The 21738-nt window shown below is 33.3% G+C and carries 23 protein-coding genes; all 23 read left to right on the top strand.

The window, feature by feature from the left end; genetic code table 11:
* The first annotated feature begins 71 nt into the window (after positions 1-71).
* The 23 genes from spoIID (at position 72) to rfbD (ending at position 21738) form a co-directional block, all read left to right on the top strand.
* Positions 72-1091 carry a stage II sporulation protein D gene (gene spoIID / locus AC3WVA_RS07760; protein ID WP_048528059.1) on the top strand — a complete coding sequence of 340 codons (1020 nt, stop codon included), beginning with the start codon at positions 72-74 and terminating at the stop codon, positions 1089-1091.
* 277 nt (positions 1092-1368) lie between these two features.
* Positions 1369-2376 carry a LytTR family transcriptional regulator DNA-binding domain-containing protein gene (locus AC3WVA_RS07755; RefSeq protein ID WP_417902378.1) on the top strand — a complete coding sequence of 336 codons (1008 nt, stop codon included), beginning with the start codon at positions 1369-1371 and terminating at the stop codon, positions 2374-2376.
* Positions 2377-2556: 180 nt separating this feature from the next.
* Positions 2557-3399: an ABC transporter ATP-binding protein gene (locus AC3WVA_RS07750; protein WP_048528061.1), complete on the top strand. Its 843-nt coding sequence runs from the start codon at positions 2557-2559 to the stop codon at positions 3397-3399.
* Positions 3399-4103, top strand: a complete 705-nt coding sequence (locus AC3WVA_RS07745; protein ID WP_098344837.1) for an ABC transporter permease — start codon at positions 3399-3401, stop codon at positions 4101-4103. Before AC3WVA_RS07750 ends, AC3WVA_RS07745 begins: the two co-directional genes overlap by 1 nt.
* 161 nt (positions 4104-4264) lie before the next feature.
* Positions 4265-5170, top strand: a complete 906-nt coding sequence (gene spoIIQ, locus AC3WVA_RS07740) for a stage II sporulation protein SpoIIQ (RefSeq protein WP_098344836.1) — start codon at positions 4265-4267, stop codon at positions 5168-5170.
* A gap of 141 nt (positions 5171-5311) precedes the next feature.
* On the top strand, positions 5312-5446 hold the full coding sequence (locus AC3WVA_RS07735) for a hypothetical protein (RefSeq protein WP_000008907.1): 135 nt from the start codon (positions 5312-5314) through the stop codon (positions 5444-5446).
* Between the two features lie 308 nt (positions 5447-5754).
* Positions 5755-6027 carry a sporulation transcriptional regulator SpoIIID gene (gene spoIIID / locus AC3WVA_RS07730; protein WP_000544012.1) on the top strand — a complete coding sequence of 91 codons (273 nt, stop codon included), beginning with the start codon at positions 5755-5757 and terminating at the stop codon, positions 6025-6027.
* 161 nt (positions 6028-6188) lie between these two features.
* Entirely contained in the window at positions 6189-7190 is a 1002-nt protein-coding gene (locus AC3WVA_RS07725) for a rod shape-determining protein (RefSeq protein ID WP_000457986.1), read from the top strand.
* 422 nt (positions 7191-7612) lie between these two features.
* Positions 7613-8047 carry a 3-hydroxyacyl-ACP dehydratase FabZ gene (fabZ, locus tag AC3WVA_RS07720; RefSeq protein WP_000931953.1) on the top strand — a complete coding sequence of 145 codons (435 nt, stop codon included), beginning with the start codon at positions 7613-7615 and terminating at the stop codon, positions 8045-8047.
* Between the two features lie 365 nt (positions 8048-8412).
* The gene (locus AC3WVA_RS07715) at positions 8413-9090 is read left to right on the top strand and encodes a CpsD/CapB family tyrosine-protein kinase (RefSeq protein WP_492321851.1); all 678 of its coding nucleotides are present in this window, start codon (positions 8413-8415) and stop codon (positions 9088-9090) included.
* A 274-nt stretch (positions 9091-9364) separates the two neighbouring features.
* A complete protein-coding gene (locus tag AC3WVA_RS07710; RefSeq protein WP_492321850.1) occupies positions 9365-10108 on the top strand; it encodes a YveK family protein in 744 nt (247 codons plus the stop codon).
* On the top strand, positions 10098-10799 hold the full coding sequence (locus AC3WVA_RS07705; RefSeq protein WP_098344833.1) for a CpsD/CapB family tyrosine-protein kinase: 702 nt from the start codon (positions 10098-10100) through the stop codon (positions 10797-10799). The genes AC3WVA_RS07710 and AC3WVA_RS07705 overlap by 11 nt, the downstream gene beginning before the upstream one ends.
* A 108-nt stretch (positions 10800-10907) precedes the next feature.
* Positions 10908-11675 (top strand): tyrosine-protein phosphatase, encoded by a 768-nt coding sequence (locus AC3WVA_RS07700; protein WP_492321849.1) that lies wholly within the window; start codon positions 10908-10910, stop codon positions 11673-11675.
* Between the two features lie 242 nt (positions 11676-11917).
* Positions 11918-12799 carry a UTP--glucose-1-phosphate uridylyltransferase GalU gene (gene galU / locus AC3WVA_RS07695; RefSeq protein WP_098344831.1) on the top strand — a complete coding sequence of 294 codons (882 nt, stop codon included), beginning with the start codon at positions 11918-11920 and terminating at the stop codon, positions 12797-12799.
* Between the two features lie 18 nt (positions 12800-12817).
* On the top strand, positions 12818-13504 hold the full coding sequence (locus AC3WVA_RS07690) for a sugar transferase (RefSeq protein WP_098344830.1): 687 nt from the start codon (positions 12818-12820) through the stop codon (positions 13502-13504).
* A 136-nt stretch (positions 13505-13640) separates the two neighbouring features.
* Positions 13641-14453 (top strand): glycosyltransferase family 2 protein, encoded by an 813-nt coding sequence (locus tag AC3WVA_RS07685; RefSeq protein ID WP_098344829.1) that lies wholly within the window; start codon positions 13641-13643, stop codon positions 14451-14453.
* 18 nt (positions 14454-14471) lie between these two features.
* On the top strand, positions 14472-15737 hold the full coding sequence (locus AC3WVA_RS07680) for a hypothetical protein (RefSeq protein WP_492321848.1): 1266 nt from the start codon (positions 14472-14474) through the stop codon (positions 15735-15737).
* 132 nt (positions 15738-15869) lie between these two features.
* Entirely contained in the window at positions 15870-16772 is a 903-nt protein-coding gene (locus AC3WVA_RS07675; RefSeq protein ID WP_492321847.1) for a glycosyltransferase family 2 protein, read from the top strand.
* Positions 16773-16800: 28 nt separating this feature from the next.
* Entirely contained in the window at positions 16801-17856 is a 1056-nt protein-coding gene (locus AC3WVA_RS07670; protein ID WP_098344826.1) for a polysaccharide pyruvyl transferase family protein, read from the top strand.
* Positions 17857-17867: 11 nt separating this feature from the next.
* Entirely contained in the window at positions 17868-19376 is a 1509-nt protein-coding gene (gene murJ / locus AC3WVA_RS07665) for a murein biosynthesis integral membrane protein MurJ (protein WP_461300507.1), read from the top strand.
* Positions 19377-19424: 48 nt separating this feature from the next.
* Entirely contained in the window at positions 19425-20303 is an 879-nt protein-coding gene (rfbA, locus tag AC3WVA_RS07660) for a glucose-1-phosphate thymidylyltransferase RfbA (protein WP_023523537.1), read from the top strand.
* Between the two features lie 15 nt (positions 20304-20318).
* Positions 20319-20879: a dTDP-4-dehydrorhamnose 3,5-epimerase gene (gene rfbC / locus AC3WVA_RS07655; protein ID WP_030029423.1), complete on the top strand. Its 561-nt coding sequence runs from the start codon at positions 20319-20321 to the stop codon at positions 20877-20879.
* 4 nt (positions 20880-20883) lie between these two features.
* A complete protein-coding gene (rfbD, locus tag AC3WVA_RS07650; RefSeq protein WP_492321846.1) occupies positions 20884-21738 on the top strand; it encodes a dTDP-4-dehydrorhamnose reductase in 855 nt (284 codons plus the stop codon).

Here is a 21738-nt window from a genome sequence, read left to right as displayed (position 1 = left end):
TATGTTCTAAAAGAAAGAGTTGTTCCATAAGAATGAATGGAGTAAAGCTTTTTTATATTGGGGGAAATAAGATGAAATTTTCAAAGCCACTTTGTATTACAGTAGCGCTTCTCATAGCGCTCGTTATCATTGTACCTGCTGCTCTTGTTATTCCGTTTGCGAAAGCAAAAGTAGGGGAAGAAGCAGCTTCTAAAACTCCTCCAGCGATAGAAAGTATACCAGCTCCAGGAAAAGTGGATACAGCGGTTCAAGTTGCTGTATATCGTGAGAAACAAAAAAAGGTAGAGTCATTACCTATGGAGGAGTATGTAACCGGTGTAGTAGCTTCTGAGATGAATGCCAGCTTTGAAATAGAGGCGCTAAAGGCGCAGGCATTAGCAGCTAGAACATTTGTGGTACAGCGTATGCTAAGCGGAGGTAAGAAAAACAATGCGGACGTGACAGATACGGTGAAAGATCAAGTGTACAAAAGTAAAGAAGAACTGAAGAAACAATGGGGCAATAACTACGAAAATAATTTGAAGAAAATCGAGGAAGCTGTTTCGAAAACTGCAGGACAAGTTTTAACGTATGATGGAAAACCAATCTCAGCATCCTTCTTCTCAACGAGTAATGGCCGGACAGAAAATGCGGCTGATTACTGGGGAAATGATTATCCGTACTTAAAGAGCGTAGATAGTCCGTGGGATCAAGCTTCTCCGAAATTTACGAGCGAGCAAACCTTTACAGTAGCTGACTTTCAAAAACGTCTCGGTGTGAAAGTGCTAGCAGACGGAAAAGTTGGTGATATTAAAGGGCGTACAGAAGGAAAACGCGTAAAAGACGTAGCGTTTCAAGGGAAAACATTAACAGGAAGAGATGTGCGTGACAAATTAGAATTACGCTCTTCTGACTTCACGTGGAAACAAGAGGGAGATAAAATCATCGTTACAACGAAAGGATTCGGCCACGGCGTCGGTATGAGCCAATACGGAGCGAACGGCATGGCAGCGGAAGGAAAGAAATATACAGATATCGTCGCTCATTATTATAAAGGCGTTGAAATAAAGACGATGAACGATTATGAAGGAAAGTTAATGGTGAAGAAGTAAGGTGCAGAATAAACCGTCCCAAGAGGTATGTTGGGACGGTTTTTCTTTTGTTAGTAGGTAGGTTATTTTTGTCGAATCGTAGATATATTTTAAAGTGTGATAAGTATATTTGAAAACCCTCAATGTTCAGCGGTGAGAAGATATAGGGGGCGGCTACCTCGTTTTCACCCTTTTTATGTTTTCATAGTTTTATAATACCTTAAAATACTGTATTAAATATCATAATTTTCCATTAATTGTTTGGTATAATAAGATAAAAACATTTGGGGGAGACAGAATGGCGTTACTCGAGTTGAGACAATTAGGGAAGACGAACCAGTTGCCAGCAGTTGAACTGAAGGTTGAGCAAGGACAATGTGTTGTTTTGCAATGTAATAACCATACAGCGAAAGTGTTGCACCGCATTATTATTGGTGAGGAAGAAGCTTCAACTGGCAACGTGCTATTTGAGGGAGAATCGATTGGAAAGAAAAATTATTCTCGCATCGGCTTTTGTTTTTTGAAAGATGAAGCATATGACCGTTTGAAGGTAAAGGAATACTTCAAGTTCTTAATAGGACTTTATGAATCAAATATGAGCGCGGAAGAAGTCGTACAATATGTCGGTCTCTTAGATAAATTAAACGTTAAAATAGAAAAACTATCATTTTCAGAGAAACGTCGTCTTCATATTGGGCGAGTTATGATTCATAATCCGGATTTAGTTATTTTGGAAGAGCCGGAGCAAAATGTAGATACAGAGAGCACGATTATTATTAGGAAATCAATTATGAAAATGAAAGAGCAAGGAAAAGCGATTTTCATTACGTCATCGTTTCTATCGGACGCCCTTTCGTTAACAGAAGATGTATACATATTAAACAATGATGGTGTGAAAAAAGTAGAAATCGAACAAGAAGAAATTGAAGAGGTGGATGAAGAAAAGGTTGTTCAAATGATTCCGCAAATGAAACTTGAAAGAATTCCGGCGAAAGTGAACGATAAAATCATTTTACTTGATCCGATGGAAATTCATTTCATTGAAACGCAAAACGGAGTGACACATATTCATGTGCGCGAAGGTGGTTTCGTATGTGCATTAACGTTAAGCGAACTAGAAGCGAGATTAACAGGATTCGGGTTCTTTAGATGTCATCGCTCGTACCTTGTGAATTTACAAAGAGTACGAGAAGTGATTACGTGGACTCGTAATAGTTTTAGTTTAATTTTAGACGACGAAAGAAAAAGTTCAATCCCGCTTTCAAAAGGACGAATGGATGAATTAAAAGGTGTGATTGGGCTATAAAAATTGCTCCAATAAGCTCAAAATACGATTCATTCACCGGTAAAAATACTCCTTTTACCGGTATTTTACTGCGTAAACTCTTTGTTTTTCATATGATTGAGTCAAGAAAAGCGAAACAAACAAACGAAAAGCGCTAAAGCGACTTTCATCTATAAAAGAAAAAACAAAGGGGATGACGAGATGACATTGGCAATTGAAATGAAAGATGTAATGAAAAGTTTCAACGAAAAAACAGCACTTCGAAATGTAAATATTGAAGTGAAGCAAGGAGAAATTTTTGGATTCCTCGGACCGAGTGGATCAGGAAAAACGACAACAGTAAAGATCTTAACTTCTCAATTACTTCATAGCGTTGGAACGGTAAGGGTACTAGGAAAAGATATCACAGGCCCAAGCAGCATCGATTACAAACAAATTGGTATTTTAACAGACAACAGCGGTTTATATGAGAGACTTAGCATTTATGATAACTTACTATTATTTTGTGACTTATATGATTGTAAAAAAGAGCGAATTGATGAAGTACTAGCACAAGTAAATTTATTAGATGATAAAAAAACATTAGTAAAGAAACTATCAAAGGGAATGAAGCAGCGCGTTACATTAGCTAGAGCAATTCTTCATAAACCAGATATCCTCTTCTTAGACGAACCAACATCGGCACTTGACCCAGTTAACGTACAAAACATTCATAAAATCTTAAAAGACTTAAATAAAGAAGGAACGACAATTTTCTTAACAACTCACAACATGGACGAAGCAGAAACGCTTTGTAACCGCATTGCCTTTCTATGTGGCGGAGAAATTGTAGCGCTTGATACACCGGAGAACCTTCGCTTACAATACGCGAAAGATCAAATACAAGTCGTATTAAAAGATAAGCAAAAAGAAATCGTACAAAAAGATGAATTAGGTGCAAAACGTATTTCAGAATGGATGAAAAAAGGTGAATTACTATCGATTCATTCACATGAACCAACGCTAGGCGATATCTTTATTGAAGTTACTGGGAGGGGATTATAATGACATTTTCAATGAGACGTGTATCAGCTATTTTTAGAAAAGAAGTACAAGATTTTAAGACGAATTCACAAGTGTTGCTAATGGCATCTTTACCAATTATATTTGCATTTATATTTAGCAGATTTGGAGAAGGGCGCATGGGGGTTGGCATTATTACTTTAATGTCCTTTCTATTTGTAGCAGGGTTTGTTCAATCGATGGTAATTGCAGAAGAGAAAGAAAAACATACGTTACGTGTGTTAATGCTATCACCAGCTTCTTCTGTTGAAGTTCTTCTTGGGAAAAGTATATTAACAGCATGTTTAACGTTGGGTATTTCCATTGTAAACTTATTCATTCTAGATCAATTAAGTGGCAATCTCTTATTGCTAGCACTTATTTTCTTATGTGGAACAATTCTATTTATCTTAATTGGAACAGTGATTGGGTTACTAGCTGAGTCTGTCCCACAAACATCACTAATTGGAATGCCGATATTAATGACGATGTATTTAGCTGTACAATTTGAACCAATGGTTGAAAATAAAATGATTAAGACAATGATTAGTTATCTTCCAACATCTCATCTTGAAAAAGCGATTAAAAGCTTAGTAGATGGTGCTGGGTTTAGTAGTATTAGTGGACATATGCTAAATGTTGGAGTGTGGCTTATTATCTCACTTATTGCATGTTTAATCGTATATAAAAAGAAACAATTGGACTAAACACTGAGCTGAAACGCTCAGTTTTTTCTTTTTTCAATCATTTCCTCGGAAATTTTACAATTACTATACATATTTTTACAGATTTTGTCGAAAATTAATTAGTTATACGTTGTATAGGATACGTGAATATTGTTCAAAATGATTGCTGAGGTGATGATGGAATGAGAGGAAGAAATAATAAAAAATCGCAAAAGGTAGTACATTTATTTCAAAAAAGATGGGTATTTCCGGCACTATACATTGCTTGTGCAGCGGTAATTTTAATGGTTGCGCTATGGTTCCAAGGAGCTAATCCGAAGAAGACTCCGAACCAAGATCAAGCGACACCGTATACACAATCGGAAGATCCAGCAGTACCAGTAACGAAGTCTTCAGAAGTAGTGAAAATGCCAGCCCCTGCTAATGCGGAAGTAGTCGTACAGAAGAAGTTCTATGAAGATGCAGCAACTGAGGCGGAACAAGAAAAAGCACTTGTCTTTTATAACAACACATATTCCCCAAACAAAGGAATTGACATTGCTGCGAAGAATGGAAAAGAATTCAATGTTACAGCTGCTTTAAGTGGTACAGTAACGAAAGCTGAAAAAGATTCACTTCTTGGTTATGTTGTAACAGTTGATAGCGGAAATGGTGTAGCAGCTTCTTATCAAAGCTTAGGCAGTGTAAAAGTAGAAAAAGGTGCACGAGTTGTACAAGGTGAAGTATTAGGAAAATCCGGTCTAAGTGCAATGAATAAAGAAGCAGGTTCTCACGTTCACTTTGAAGTACGTAAAGACAATGTGGCTGTGAATCCTGAGCGCTACTTAAATAAATCGGTAGCAGAGATTAAAGCTGATGCAGGTGCTGCAAAGGCAACGAACGCTTCTGGTAAAAAAGCTGAAGACAAATCTCAAAAAGAAGAGAAGTCAACGAGCACGACACCAGAAAGTAAAACAGAAGATAAGTCTCAAAAAGAAGAGAAATCAACAAGCGGTTCGACTAGTGACAAAAAAGAAGAACCGAAGAAAGAAGAAAAATCAACAAATGGTTCTACAGAATCATCTAACAGTTCTTCTTCACAAGAATAAGAAAGTGAAAAAATCAGTTCTCACTAGGAGAACTGATTTTTTTATTTTTATATAAAAATACTCAATTTCGAGAAAAAAGTTGCAATAACAAGGAAAAATGACGAGATTCTCGAATATATATTACAAAAGGGAGGGGATACTGTGTCATTTTTGTTTGTTCTGTCGACTGCTATTATTTTATTGTTTGTGTTATTCACCTTATATTATTACATTGCTAGTAAGAAAGAGGTTCCCCACCATCAGTTATTAGAAGAAGAGTTGGAAAGAGAGGAATGACGCCTTATATACAAGGTGTCATTTTTTTTCGCCAAAATAGTCACTGTTAACGTATTTCTCACAAAAAAACGTAATTTTTCTTAACTTAGTCCGCAAAAATAGTGAACATGTAGCATATATCAGTAGTGCGGGCAATACAATGGTATAAACCAAAGCAAAGAGAGTGTTTGAGGTGAGAAATCGTGAATCATTTTATTATAAATCCAAGAATATTTAACGCTTACAAGCAGCACTCACACTTACTTCTTAGTCATATGCAGCGAGGCTCATTTCACCCTTCTCACATCCAATTTAGGGAGGCGAGTGGTGTGCACGATTACATCAAAGAGAGAACTATCAAGATTGGTAAGTATATCGTGGAGACAAGAAAGACAGTGCGTGTCATTGCAAAGGAATTTGGGGTATCAAAGAGTACAGTCCATAAAGATTTAACGGAACGTCTACCAGAAATTAATCCAGAGCTCGCAAATGAAGTGAAAGAAATTCTTGATTATCATAAGTCTATTCGTCATTTAAGAGGCGGAGAAGCAACAAAACAAAAGTATAGAAAAGAAGATGTAGAAAAGCCGGTACGTCAATAAAGGTACAATCGTGAACATTCCGTTTCAATTCGGTAATATTTTTCAGAAGAATTCTTTTTGCGAATATTACGTTTCTGTTAAATTTATGATAAAATCAGAAATTAGGTGTAAAAGAATTCGGGTATAACCTGATTTTGAATATCGAGGAGGAAAAAACGGGAATGTTTGCGCGAGATATCGGAATTGACCTAGGTACGGCTAACGTATTGATCCATGTTAAAGGTAAGGGTATTGTATTAAATGAGCCATCTGTTGTTGCTATTGATCGTAACACAGGTAAAGTATTAGCAGTAGGTGAAGAAGCAAGAAGTATGGTGGGACGTACGCCTGGTAATATTGTAGCAATTCGTCCACTAAAAGATGGTGTAATCGCAGATTTCGAAATTACAGAAGCGATGTTAAAGTATTTCATTAACAAATTGGACGTAAAGAGCTTCTTTTCAAAACCTCGCATTTTAATTTGTTGTCCAACAAATATCACATCAGTAGAACAAAAAGCAATTCGTGAGGCTGCTGAACGTTCAGGTGGTAAAACAGTATTTTTAGAAGAAGAACCAAAAGTAGCCGCAGTTGGTGCTGGTATGGAAATCTTCCAACCAAGCGGTAACATGGTTGTTGATATTGGTGGAGGTACAACAGATATCGCTGTACTATCTATGGGTGATATTGTTACCTCTTCCTCTATCAAAATGGCTGGCGATAAGTTTGATATGGAGATCTTAAACTACATTAAACGTAAGTATAAGCTATTAATTGGAGAACGTACTTCAGAAGATATTAAAATTAAAGTTGGTACAGTATTCCCAGGTGCACGTAGTGAAGAACTTGAAATTCGCGGACGTGACATGGTAACAGGTTTACCACGTACAATTACAGTATGCTCTGAAGAAATTACAGAAGCATTAAAAGAAAATGCCGCTGTTATTGTACAAGCTGCAAAAGGCGTACTAGAGCGCACACCACCAGAATTATCAGCGGACATCATCGACCGCGGTGTTATTCTAACAGGCGGTGGAGCTTTACTACACGGTATCGACATGCTTCTAGCAGAAGAACTAAAAGTACCAGTATTAATTGCTGAAAACCCAATGCACTGCGTTGCGGTTGGTACAGGCATTATGTTAGAGAATATCGATAAATTACCACGTCGTGCGCTGCGATAAAGTGAGGAGAACTAAGGTGTAAACCTTAGTTCTTTTTTTGTATTTTTATTTTTCTATTTCGATTTATTGAGAAAATAGAAGAAAAATAAAGAAAAACGAAGAAAACAGGTAAAATATTCATATATATGGTTAAATTTAATATTTCCTTATTTGAAAACGTTTATAATATAATGAGTCGAATACGACATTAAGGCAAATAATGTTTCAATACATATTGCCTTTCCCTAATCTGGGCATACACTCTTTTCTACCTCCGTGTCAGTTGCAAATATATGCAGCTATTTTTAGAGAATAGAGTGTATGCATTTTTTTATAAATAGGAAGTAAAGTGTTACTTTATAATGACAAACAATAAACAAAATGGGATAATAAACAATATGTCCAAGTGGTAAGACCAATATTACAAAAGGGGCGATTGTTACATGCTAAATATAGAACAAATTAAAGAAATCATTCCTCACCGTTATCCATTTCTACTTGTTGATAAAATATTAGAAGTAGATGAAGGAAAACGAGCGATTGGAATTAAAAATGTATCTGCAAACGAAGAATTCTTTAACGGGCACTTCCCTGACTATGCAGTTATGCCTGGTGTACTTATTGTAGAAGCGTTAGCACAAGTCGGAGCAGTTGCTGTATTAAAGAAAGAAGAAAACCGCGGAAGACTTGCTTTCTTCGCAGGTATCGACAATTGTCGTTTCAAAAAACAAGTACGTCCAGGTGATCAACTTCGCCTAGAAGTAGAAATGACACGTGTACGTGGTCCAATCGGAAAAGGAAAAGCAATTGCAACAGTAGATGGTGAAGTTGCATGTGAAGCTGAAATTACATTTGCGATTGGTGATAAAAAGGAATAGATGTGAATTAAAAAAATTCTTCTGCATATTGCAGAAGAATTTTTTTAATTCATGTATTTTTGTTCGGAAAGTTAAAATACAGAGTAATCAGAATTTTTATTGTAAATGAATGGAAGTTTGTATATAATGACGCTATAAATATCTTGAAATTAAGATAAATGATAGCGTGATAAAAATAGAGAAGTCGTTGTCACATTATAGAAGGTGTAAGGTAGGACAAAGGTTGTTCTGATTCGTTATGATGGATTGTAGAGGAAAGTAATGGAGAAATTTAACGGTAGAAGTAAATGAAAAATTGGCGTAGCATATCGAGCATAAAAGAGAAAAAGGGGAAAATGACGTATTCTGAAAAAGGAGACTATAATATGTTCGGGAGAAAGAAAAGAAAGCCATTAAGACAATTAATTACAAATAAAGAGCCTAAATCACGCATTGCGGAACAATACCGTAATATCCGTACAAATATTGAATTTACATCTGTAGATAACCATATTCGTTCTATCATTGTCACTTCAGCAGATCCAGGTGATGGAAAAACAACGACCATTTCTAATCTAGCAGTTGTTTTTGGCCAACAAGGAAAAAAAGTATTATTAATTGGAGCCGACTTACGTAAGCCAACATTACAAAATTTATTTGCTGCACATAATCCAAATGGATTAACGAATTTATTATCAGGACAAGCATCATTTGTGCAATGTATTCAAAAAACAGACATAGAAAACGTATATGTTATGTCAGCGGGTCCAATCCCACCAAACCCAGCAGAATTGCTAGGTTATCGTAAAATGGACGAATTACTTCTAGAGGCATATAACATGTTTGATATCGTTCTGATCGATACACCACCTGTATTGGCCGTTACAGATGCACAAATACTGGCTAATAAATGTGATGGAGTTATATTAGTAGTGCGCAGTGAAAAAACAGAAAAAGATAAACTAATAAAAGCAAAACAAATATTAGATAAAGCATCTGGAAAGCTACTTGGTGTTATATTAAACGATAAAAGAGAAGAACAGGAACAATATGGATATTATTAGAAAATAATGTATTAAAAAGTGTTTTTTAAAGCTAGTAATTTTTTTACTAGCTTTTTTGAATTGTTTTAAAATTTTGTATCGTATTATACAGAAAACATGATACAATAGAATTTTTGGCAAATTGATGGAATGTGTTGTCATATTTAAGATTATTTTGTAAGATTATATATGTTTTTAAATAACAATCGTACATAGATATTACTAAAATAAAAAAATGTAAGATTATATGTTATAATTTTTGTTATGTGCAAATTTTAGAAAGTTGGAGGAACTTATGGAAGAAACAATTAGTTTGAAAGAGTTATTTCATATTTTAAAAAAACGTTTAGCAATGATCCTCGTAATCGCCTTTGGTGCAGCTATTGTAAGTGCTATCATTAGCTTCTTCTTTATGACACCAATCTATCAATCTGCGACGCAGATTCTTGTTAACCAGAAGAAACAAGAAGGTGCAGCAATTCAGTTTAATGAAGTGCAAACAAATATTCAATTGACCAATACATATAAGGTTATTATTAAGAGTCCTGTTATTTTAGATCAAGTGAAAGAAAAGTTAGGTTTAAATATAACGACGCAAGAATTAAATAAAAAAATTGAAGTGACGAATGAAAAAGATTCACAGGTTGTATCAGTAACTACACAAGATAAAGATCCGAAGTTAGCTCGTGATATTGCAAATACAACAGCAGAAGTCTTTAAAAGTGAAGTTGCAAAGATTATGAGTGTAGATAATGTAACAGTATTATCAAAAGCAGAAATTGTGGAGAAACAATCACCAATTAAACCGAATCCAATGTTAAATGTAATAATTGCTTTTGCTTTTGGTTTAATGGCTTCAGTTGGTCTTGCATTCCTAATAGAGTACTTAGACAACACAGTAAAAAAAGAAGAAGATGTAGAGAACTTACTTGGATTACCAGTGTTAGGTATTGTAGCTCGTATGGATGAAGAAACAACAAGTGTGAAATCACATGCTCCATCATCAAGAAAAGTGAGGGGACAAACAATTGGCTCTTAATTTATTTAAAAAGAAAAAAAATCATCGCCAACGTCGTCAATTAATTGCTCATCAACAACCGAAATCACCAATTTCAGAACAGTATCGTAATATTCGAACAAATATCGAATTTGCAGCTGTTGATACGAATTTACATTCCTTAATGGTAACGTCTGCGAACCCAAGTGAAGGGAAAACGACAACGACAGCGAATATGGCAGTTGTATTTGCCCAACAAGGCAAGAAAGTATTATTAATTGATGCGGATATGCGTAAACCAGCGATGCATCAAATGTTTCAAGTCGATAATATTTTCGGGCTAACGAACGTATTAACACATAGTGAACGTTTAGAAAAATGTGTACAAAAGACATCAGTTGATAATTTACACTTTTTAGCTTGTGGTCCAATCCCGCCGAATCCAGCGGAATTGTTAGGCTCAAAATCAATGCAAGAACTTCTTGCGCAAGCATACAGTATGTATGATTTGGTTATTTTTGATCTACCACCAATTTTAGCAGTTACAGATGCGCAAATTATGGCAAATGTATGTGATGCTTCTATTCTAGTTGTTCGTAGTGAATCGACAGAGAAAGAATCAGCAGTAAAAGCAAAAGGTTTATTAGAATCAGCAAAAGGTAAACTGTTAGGCGTTGTTCTGAATGATCGTGAACGTGAGCAGGGCTTATATTATTACTACGGTGCAAATTAATTGAAAGAGTGAGATATGGGAAGAACATATCTCCTTTTTTCCCTTGAATATGAGATTTCTCATATTCAAGGGAAAAAAGATCTTTATACGAAAGGGAGGATGAAACAAATGATAGATTTACATTGTCACATTTTACCTGGTATCGATGACGGTGCACAGACAGTAACAGATAGTTTAGTGATGGCGCAAAAGGCAATAGAGGAAGGTGTTCATACAATTGTCGCAACACCACACCACCAAAATGGAAAATATATAAATGAACGTACCTCAATTATTCATCAAGTAAAACAACTAAATGATGAACTGCAACAACATAATATTCCACTTACCATTTTACCAGGACAAGAAGTCAGGTTATATGGTGATTTATTAGAAGACTATGAGGCTGGTAAAATCGTTACTTTAAATGAAACAAACAAGTACATATTCATTGAATTTCCATCTAATCATGTACCTCGTTATGCAGAACAACTATTTTATGAACTACGTGTAAAAGGAATGATTCCAATTATCGTTCATCCGGAACGTAATGCCGAGTTAATCGAGAGACCAGATAAGTTATATAACTTTGTAAATAAAGGTGCATTAACACAAGTAACGGCAGGTAGTTTACTAGGTAATTTTGGTAAAAAAATTAAAAAGTTTTCACTACAACTTGTGGAACATAATTTAACCCATATGATCGCATCAGATGCGCATAATACAACATCAAGAGGATTTCATTTAGCAGAGAGCTACGAACTAATAGAGAAAGAATTTGGTGCAAGTGTTATGAACGATTTAAGAGAGAATCCGTATTTAATCATTAGCGGGAAAGCAATTTATAAAGAAGATCCAGAGCAAATTCGTCGTAAAAAATTGTTCGGTATTTTTTAAATAAAGAACCTGGTGATGTCTCCTAACCGTTATCAACGGAGGCACTCGGTCGTGCTGTGGGTAGAAATTTTCATTTCGAACCTACCTTAGACGCTTGTCGTCGGGAGTATGACGTGAGGATGGGTTAGATGCCCATAATTTATTTGTAATAGAAACTCTACCTATGGAGTTGTAAATATGACTTTATAGGTAGGGTTTTTGTTATTGTTACATAAAAATATATAGATGTAGGAGGCATATGATTGAAAAAAGTAAAAAAAGCAATTATCCCAGCGGCTGGTCTTGGGACGAGGTTTTTACCAGCAACGAAAGCGATGCCGAAAGAAATGTTACCAATCGTCGATAAACCAACAATTCAATACATAATAGAAGAAGCAATAGAATCAGGAATTGAAGATATTATTATAGTTACTGGAAAAGGAAAGCGCGCGATTGAAGATCATTTTGATCATTCATTCGAACTAGAACAAAACCTTTTAGAAAAAGGAAAGTATGAAATGCTTGAAAAGGTACAAGCTTCTTCAAGAATTAACATTCATTACATAAGACAAAAGGAACCAAAAGGACTTGGACATGCAGTATGGTGTGCGCGTAAATTTATAGGAAATGAACCATTTGCGGTATTACTTGGTGATGATATTGTACAAGCAGAGACGCCATGTTTACGTCAATTAATGGATCAATATGAAGGTACACAGTCGTCAGTTATTGGTGTACAAACAGTGCCTGAAAATGAAACACATCGTTACGGTATTATCGATCCAGTTGAACAAAACGATCGTCGTTATCAAGTGCGTCAATTTGTTGAAAAACCAAAACAAGGTACAGCACCATCTAATTTAGCGATAATGGGTCGTTACGTATTAACGCCAGAAATTTTTATGTTTCTTGAAGATCAACAAACAGGTGCAGGTGGAGAGATTCAATTAACGGATGCAATTCAACGGTTAAATGAAATTCAACGAGTGTTTGCTTATGATTTTGAAGGTATTCGTTATGATGTTGGAGAGAAGTTTGGGTTTATTAAGACAACGATTGAAATGGCACTTCAGAATGAAGATTTGAAAGATGAATTAATGAAATATATGAGTGGGCTTGTTGAAAAAGAAAATATACATATATAAAAGTGGGGTGGAAGAGTTTTGACCTTGGTAAAATTATCTGATGGGGATGTCACAGAGGTAAATGAGAAAAAAATAGATTGGGAAGCGGTGAATGCTCGTAAAGGGTATTTGTTTGCTAAACGTTGCATGGATTTTGTCGGGGCATTATGTGGTTTGATTATATTATCACCACTTTTTTTAATTATAGCGTTAATCATTAAATATGAGGATCCAAATGGAACAGTACTTTTTAAGCAAATTCGTGTGGGTAAAGATGGAAAAGAGTTTCATATGTATAAATTTCGCTCTATGGTTGCAGATGCAGAAGAAAGGCTTAAAGATTTACTGCAATATAATGAAGTGAACGGTGCTATGTTTAAAATGAAAGAAGATCCAAGGATAACGAAAATCGGAAAATTTATTAGGAAAACAAGTCTAGATGAACTACCTCAGCTAATTAATGTTTTAAAAGGTGAAATGAGTCTTGTAGGCCCAAGGCCACCTTTACCACGAGAGGTAAAGGAATATACAGCATATGATAAGCAAAGATTGCTAGTAATTCCAGGATGTACGGGGCTATGGCAAGTAAGTGGTAGAAATAACCTTGGATTTAAAGAGATGGTTCAATTAGATTTACAATATATACAAAAAAGATCGATCCTATTTGATATTATTATTATTTTCAAGACAGTGAAAGAAGTATTTTGTAGTAAGGAAGCATATTAAAATTCTTAGTTTTCTTTATTTTAGAAAAGAGCGTGAATATATAAATTTAAAGATAGAAAATCTTTATGCATATATAAATAATGAAAGCTAGTGAAAAAAGTAGTCTAGAAGTCAGAGCATAATTTAGGAGTGTAAAATGATAGATGTAATTATACCTGTTTATAATGGGTACGAAGAAACAAGAGAGTGCGTTGAATCGTTATTAAAATCTAAAAATTTAGTAGAGCATCATTTTATTTTTATAAATGATAAGTCACCAAATGAGCATATTTTTGAATTGTTAAATAGTATTGATGATAGACGTGTTACGATTTTAAATAATGAGAATAATTTAGGTTTTGTTAAGACTGTCAATAGAGGAATGAAATTATCTGAGAATGATGTGATTTTATTAAATTCTGATACTGTTGTTACAGAAAATTGGATTGATAAAATGTATAATGCTGCATATTCAAATCAAAAAGTTGGTACAGTGACAGCGTTAACTAATAATGGTACGATTGCTTCGGTTCCGTATTTTAACCAAGATAATAAATTACCTGAAGGGTATACAATTGAAGAATTTGCTAATTTAGTGGAGAGAGTCTCAGAAAGGGTTTATCCAACTCTACCTACAGCTGTAGGACATGCAATGTATATTAAAAGAAGTATAATTAATGAGGTTGGTTTCTTTGATGATGATTCTTTTGGAATGGGGTATGGAGAAGAAGAAGATTTTTCATGTCGAGTAATCAAGCGTGGTTATAAAAATGTTTTAGCGGATGATACATTTATTTTTCATTATGGTAGTACATCTTTTAAGGGTGAAAAAGCAAATCTAATTGCTCAAAATAAGAAAAAACTTTATAAAAAGCACTGGATTCACCCTTTTAATGTGAAGAGGTTTTTATTCTTTGATAAAAAAGTGAAGAATATATGTAGTAAAATTCAGGACGAAATGAATAATTAATTTTGAAAGGTTTGGAGAATGAAAAAAGCAGATCAGTTCATCATTTTCATGCTTCTTATAGGAGTATTCTTTTTAAGGTATATTAAGGTCTTCTACGAACAATGGTATATATTAGATATATTTCTGTTGATCTATGTTTTTGTTAATCTTGTACAAATTAGTAAGAAAAGTTTAGGGATGTACCTTTGGTATTTTATATCAGTGTGTATGTTTATTTTCTGTGTGTCTTTAAATGTGATGGAATATGGGGCGGGTAAAGTCTTTTCTGATAATATTATGATGGCCCTTATGCCAATCACATTAATAATATATTTTTCATATTTAAATCAGAGATATTCTTTTGATATTCTTTTACAAACATCCAGAAAAGTGATGCTATTTTTGAATGTTTATTTTTGGATAAACACTCCTATTATAGTGATACAATTTTTAACTGAAAACTTTATGATGGGGCGTTTCCTATCATGGGGAATGTACAATTTTGATCATATGACAGGATTTATGGGACCATTTGGAACAGGGATTTTAAATGTTTTTTGGGTAAGCTTGTTAATAGGTAACTTATTATTTTACTTGATAACTCGGAATAAAAAATGGTTTTTTATGTTTGTACTAGAGGTTCCTATTATGTTACTTTTATCATATTTTAATGAAAATAAGGCGTTTATTCCAACTGCAATTTTATTTATAGCAGTGATTTTAGGATATGTATTTTTATGTAATAAAATCACTGTCAAGGCTGTTGTTAAATTACTTTTTCTAGGTGGCATAGGCGTTATAATTGGGTTTATAATGTATGAGTATATAGACATAGTAAAGGAACAGGTAGATAGTTTAATTGAAGTAGCTTTAGATTTTGATACAAATGCTGCTCTGAATACTCATAATGAACGTGCCTATTTGAATTATCTAGCATTTAAATACTATCATGCGGATGGCTTAGGATTGGGGATAAATAATATTGATTTTAAAACCCAAATGATTCATAAAAATTTAGGCATAAATAGTTTTTCGTTAATGTTAATTCAAGGTGGTATTTGGTATTATTTAGTTAATTTAAATATATATGCCTTAGTTGCAGTTGGGGCTTTAAAGCGGAAATTTGATATTCAAGCAGTTAGCTTATATATAACTTTCATCGTTATATTTGCTTTTCTATCTTTCATAACGCAACCATTTAGAGATCATTACACAATGTTTATGGTAGCAATTTTAATTTTATTTGTAGCACTTTTTGTGAAAAACAATAGTACAACGGAAACAGAAAATACTAAGATTGATTGAAAAACTATAATTTTTGACTGAAAAGAATCTGTCTATAAATAAAAAGCCCCTTTAATTTTAGGGACTTTTTATTTATGTGGACCATTTATCAAGTTGAAAATATTAAAAATTTTTAAAGGGGGGAATTTAAATTTGAGTAAGGTTTCAATTATAATTCCTGCTTATAATTCAGAAAATACAATAAAAAATACTATTTATTCTTGCCTAAATCAGACATATAAGGATATAGAAATAATTGTTGTAGATGATGGCTCAAGTGATAACACAGGGAATATTGTAAGATCAATTGAAGATTCTAGAATTAAATATAACTTTTATGAAAATCAAGGTAGATCTATAGCAAGAAATACAGGATTGAAATTAGCTAAAGGAAAGTATATTCAATTTTTGGATTCAGACGATACAATAGATCCGAAAAAAATTGAAAAAGCAATACATTTATTGGAAGGGAATTCTGCGATTGATGCGGTACAATGCGGAACTAATTACTGGAAGAGAAATCAATTGATAACGAAAATGCAAGCTAAATCTCTTTCTAGAAAAAAAATGGACAAGTTATTATTAAGGAAAAATTTATTTCCGATTCACTCAGTTATTTTTAAAAAAGAATTAGCAGGTCAGTATCCTGAAAAGTTATCTTATTGTGAAGATTGGTATTTCTGGGTGAAAACATTATTAAAGGTAAATATATTTTCACAGACAGATTATTATGGGGCTGATGTATTTGTTCATGAAAATAATACAATGATAGATTACCGTAATATGTTATTAGGGGAGTTTTACATATTATTAAGGATTAAAAAGGAAGTTGATTCTAAATCTTTAATTAGGGATTTGAAGATAATGAAGCAATTTGTGAATTATTGTTTAAAATATGATGCTGATGATATAGATAATTTGGATATCTCAGTTTTTATAATTGCTCCATATTTAAAATATGTTAATTATATAATTAATTCCCCTAAAAGAAAAAGACTATTGAAAAAAGTAGTGATATTAAAAAATAAAATCCGTAAGAAAAAGCAAGTTTATTAGAGCGAGATATAAAGGAAGTGTGAATAGAGTGAGAGTAGCAGTAGATGCATATTTCAATAATAATTTAGGGGATGATTTATTCCTTGATATTTTAGTAGATAGATATAAAAATGTTACTTTTGATTTTATGCTATGTGATGAAATGGCATGTAAGGCTTTTACTAATCATCCTCGTGTAAATTATAAAAGCCGCAAGGAAGTTTTGCGGAATATTATAAAATATGATGCTTATATATTTATTGGAGGTTCAATGTTTCAAGAACCTAAAGATTGGAAGAAAGCATGGAGGAAATTTGATTTAACAGTTTCCATATTTAAATTATTTAGAAAATCTACATTTGTATTAGGATGTAATTTTGGTCCATATAAAACGGTAGAATATAAAGAAAAGTATTTGAGAACCTTTAAGAAACTCACACATATGACGGTTAGGGATCAATATTCTTTCGACTTAATAAAAGATAAAGGCATTAATATTACCGTACATCCGGACATTGTCTTGTCAAAGAAATGTTATGAACGAGAGAGTAAAAAATCTAATATTCTAGGAATTTCAATAATTAATTGGCCTAAAAATAATAATGAAAAAGGTTATATTGATTTTAATGTAAATTTGATTAAAGAGTTAGTAGATGAAAATAAAAAAATAAGAATTTTTGCATTTCAAAATACTAGTGAAATTAGTGATTATAAAATTATAAATAAGGTAATTAAGAAATTGGACAATAATGCTCAAAAAGAAGTAGAGGTTATTTCTTATGACGGAAATATAAAATCCTTTTTAGAAAAATACTCTCAATGTGACTCGATGATTACAGCTAGATTCCATTCGCTAATTATATCTTTAATTAATGGTCAAACTATTTATCCTGTGATATATAGTGAAAAAACATTAAATACAATGAAATTTTTAGGGATAGATTTAGAATATATGAGGCTTGAAGAGATATCGATAGGTAATGTTGCAGAGGTAAAAAAGAACCTTATTGAAGGTGAAGAAGCATATAGAAAAGATGAAATTGTTCAATTGGCCAAGAAGGCACAAGGACATTTTTTACATTTAGATAATTTATTGAGAAAATGAGTGGAACATTTATGAAGTTGGTTAAATCTTTTTCAGTATTAGCGCTTATAACAATAATAACGCAGCTTTTAATGATGGTTAGAAATATGCTAATGGCAAATCATTTTGGTGTTAGCGCTGAAATGGATTCTTATAATTTAGCCAATGTACTTACTGTTAGTACTATGGGAATTGTTTCAGCGGCTGTTACGACTATTTTGATACCGTTATTGTCAAATTTAGATGATTCTAAAGAGAAAAGAGAATCCATTAATACATTTATAACAGTACTAGGGCTATTTAGCTTGTCCTTAATCTTACTCTTTTTTATACTTGGTTATCCGTTAATTAGTTTGTTTACACCTGGACAAGCTAGAGAAATACAAGTATTAACATTTCAATTAACTTTAATTTTAGCTATCTCACAATTATTTAAGGTGTATACAGGAATTTCTACAGCATTTTTACAGACAAATGAGGACTTTATTAATCCTAAAATTGCAACCTTATTAGCTGGTATGGTAAGTGTGAGTTATTTTGTTTTCTCAGCAAATCCTAATATGCATGCTATAACAATTGTATTAGGGGTTTCATTTATTGTAGAAGCAATTTATGTTGCAACAAAGCAAAGAAAGATAGCATTTGAATTGAAATTATGCTTAAAGCTCTCAAATCCTACTTTTAAATTGTTAATGAAAAACACTTTACCAATTATATTAAGTTCGGCAGCATTTCAAGTGTCTTTAGTGTTTTCTAATTTTATTGCTAGTTATTTTGGAACTGGATATGTATCAATCTTTGGGTATGGAAATCAAGTTGTGAATATATTCCATAGCTTAATAATCTTAAATATCATCATGATACTATATCCTAATTTGGCAAGAAAATTTGATGAGAGTATTGATAATGCCAAGAAATCTTTGATTACGTATATAAGCTTGACAAATTTATTAGTCATTCCAATTGTATTTGGGTTTATTGCTGTAGGCGATATTATTATAGAAATCCTTTTCGAGCGGGGGAATTTTAGTTCGGAAAATACAAAGCAAGTATATTTAATGAGTGCAATTTTATTTCTATCTTTTCCCATTAACACTGTTAGAGACTATATATATAGGAGTTTCTATTGTCTAAATGATACGCGGACTCCATCACGTAATTCATTATTTGTAGTAGTGATTAATATTATTTTAATTATTCTCTTAATTCCTTTCGTTAAAGTTTATGCTATAGCCATAGGGCCAGTCCTTTCATCAATTATATCATTAGTACTATCCTATAATAAGCTAAAGGGGAAAATTGGCCCATTAGATAGTGGGAAGCAGATGTTAAAAAACCACTGTATTCTTACACTTAATGGTTTTGTGATGTGTTTGTTAGTACTTGGATTGAAAGAGGTTTTAATGAAATTAGATTTATATCCTATAGTTGAATTGTTTATTCTTGTAATTATAGGTGGAGTAGTATTTATTTCAATGTCCTACTTTACACAGAAAAAATTAATTTTGGGAGCGTTAAAAGTTAAGAATAATTCTCAGTGATTTTGAAGTTTTAATATATTGTAAAAACTAGAATGGGAGCTGTAAAGAATGAAAGGCATTATTTTAGCAGGTGGAAGTGGAACGAGATTATATCCATTAACAATGGTAACAAGTAAACAATTGTTACCTATATATGATAAACCAATGATTTATTACCCACTATCTACACTGATGTTAGCGGGAATTCGTGAAATTTTAATTATTTCGACACCAGAGGATACACCACGTTTTGAATCTTTGTTAGGAGATGGATCTCAATTTGGTATTTCTCTTCAATATAAAGTACAACCAAGTCCAGATGGATTAGCACAAGCATTTATTATTGGTGAAGAATTTATTGGTGATGATTCTGTAGCGATGGTACTAGGGGACAACATTTATTATGGTAGCGGAATGCGCAAAATGTTACAGCGTGCAGCTCAGAAGGAAAGTGGAGCTACAGTGTTTGGTTATCATGTACATGATCCAGAGCGTTTTGGTGTAGTTGAATTTGATGAGAACGGGAAAGTATTGAGTGTAGAAGAAAAACCGAAAGAACCAAAATCTAATTATGCAATTACTGGTCTATATTTCTATGATAATCGTGTAGTTGAAATTGCAAAAAATGTTAAACCATCGGCACGTGGAGAATTAGAAATTACATCTATAAATGAAGCATATTTAAATAGTGGTGAGTTAGAAGTTGAATTATTAGGTCGTGGTTATACATGGCTAGATACGGGTACGCACCAAAGTCTAGTGGATGCAACAAACTTTGTAAAAACAGTTGAAGATCATCAAGGAATTAAAATTGCAGCACTTGAAGAGATTGGATTTATTAATGGTTGGATTAATAAAGAAACTTTAATTGAATCAGGTGATCAGTGCTCTAAAAATGGCTATGGTCAATATTTATTAAAAGTAGCAAACGGCAGTATTAAATATTAAGTTGGAGTGAACATAATGAAAGTTTTAGATACAAACTTATTAGGTGTAAAAGTAATTGAGCCAAAAGTATTTGGAGATCATCGTGGTTGGTTTATGGAAACGTATAGCGATAAGGCAATGAAAGAAGCTGGAATTGATCTGCAATTTGTACAAGACAACCAATCCTTTTCTGCAACAAAAGGAACACTTCGTGGTTTACACTATCAGTTAAATCCTAAAGCACAAACTAAGCTTGTACGTTGTACACGTGGATCAATCTTTGATGTAGCGGTCGACATTCGTAAGGGAAGTCCTACATACGGTCAATGGTTCGGTATTGAGCTAAGTGCAGAAAATAAAAAACAGTTATTAGTTCCAAAAGGATTTGCACATGGATTTATGACATTAACAGACGATGTTGAGGTTCAGTATAAAGTTGATGAATTATATGCTCCGGAATGCGATCGAGGCATTGTTTGGAACGACGCTGAAATTGGTGTTGAGTGGCCAATGGAAATTCAACCAGTGTTATCTGAAAAAGATGAAAAAGCACCTTCATTAAAAGAAGCAGAAACTAACTTTGTATACGGGGAGTAAAAAAATGAAAATTTTAGTAACCGGTTATAATGGTCAGCTTGGATATGACGTAGTAAAACGTGGAGAGAAGCAAGGACTAGAAATGCAAGGTATTGGAATAGAAGATTTAGATATTACAAACGAAGCTGCGGTTTATGAATTTGTAGATAAAGTAAAACCAGATGCAATTATTCATTGTGCGGCATATACGGCTGTTGATAAATCTGAAGATGATAAAGAACTTTGTTGGAATGTGAATGTAGAAGGTACAAAATACCTTGCTACAGCAGCAAAAAAATTAAATGCTAAATTTGTTTATATTAGTACGGATTATGTATTTGATGGAGAAGGAACTCATGCATTTGTAGAAACTGACACACCTAATCCGGTTGGATACTATGGTTTAACAAAGTATGAGGGAGAAAAAGTAGTTAGAAGCCTAATAGATAGCAACTTTATTGTGCGTATTTCATGGGTGTTCGGTATTAATGGAAATAACTTTATTAAAACAATGCTTCGTTTAGGCGAAACACGTAATGAACTGAACGTTGTGGGAGATCAAATAGGATCACCAACTTACACATATGACTTAGCTCGTTTGTTAGTTGATATGGTCGTAACAGAGAAATATGGTACATATCATGCTACAAATGAAGGTTTCTGCAGTTGGGCTGAATTTGCACAGGAAATTTTTGAGATTGCAGGACAAGATGTAAAAGTAAATAGTATTACAACAGAAGAGTATCCTACTCGCGCAGTACGTCCTAAAAATTCACGTATGTCGAAGCAGAAATTAATTGATAATGGATTTGAGCCATTGCAAGATTGGAAGAAAGCAACAAAACATTATATTACACAATTACAACAAGAGGTGAAATAA

It is taken from the genome of Bacillus sp. EB106-04-02-XG92 (assembly GCF_058791995.1).
Note: the sequence above shows the minus strand (reverse complement) of the source record. Positions and strands in the feature narration are given on the sequence as shown.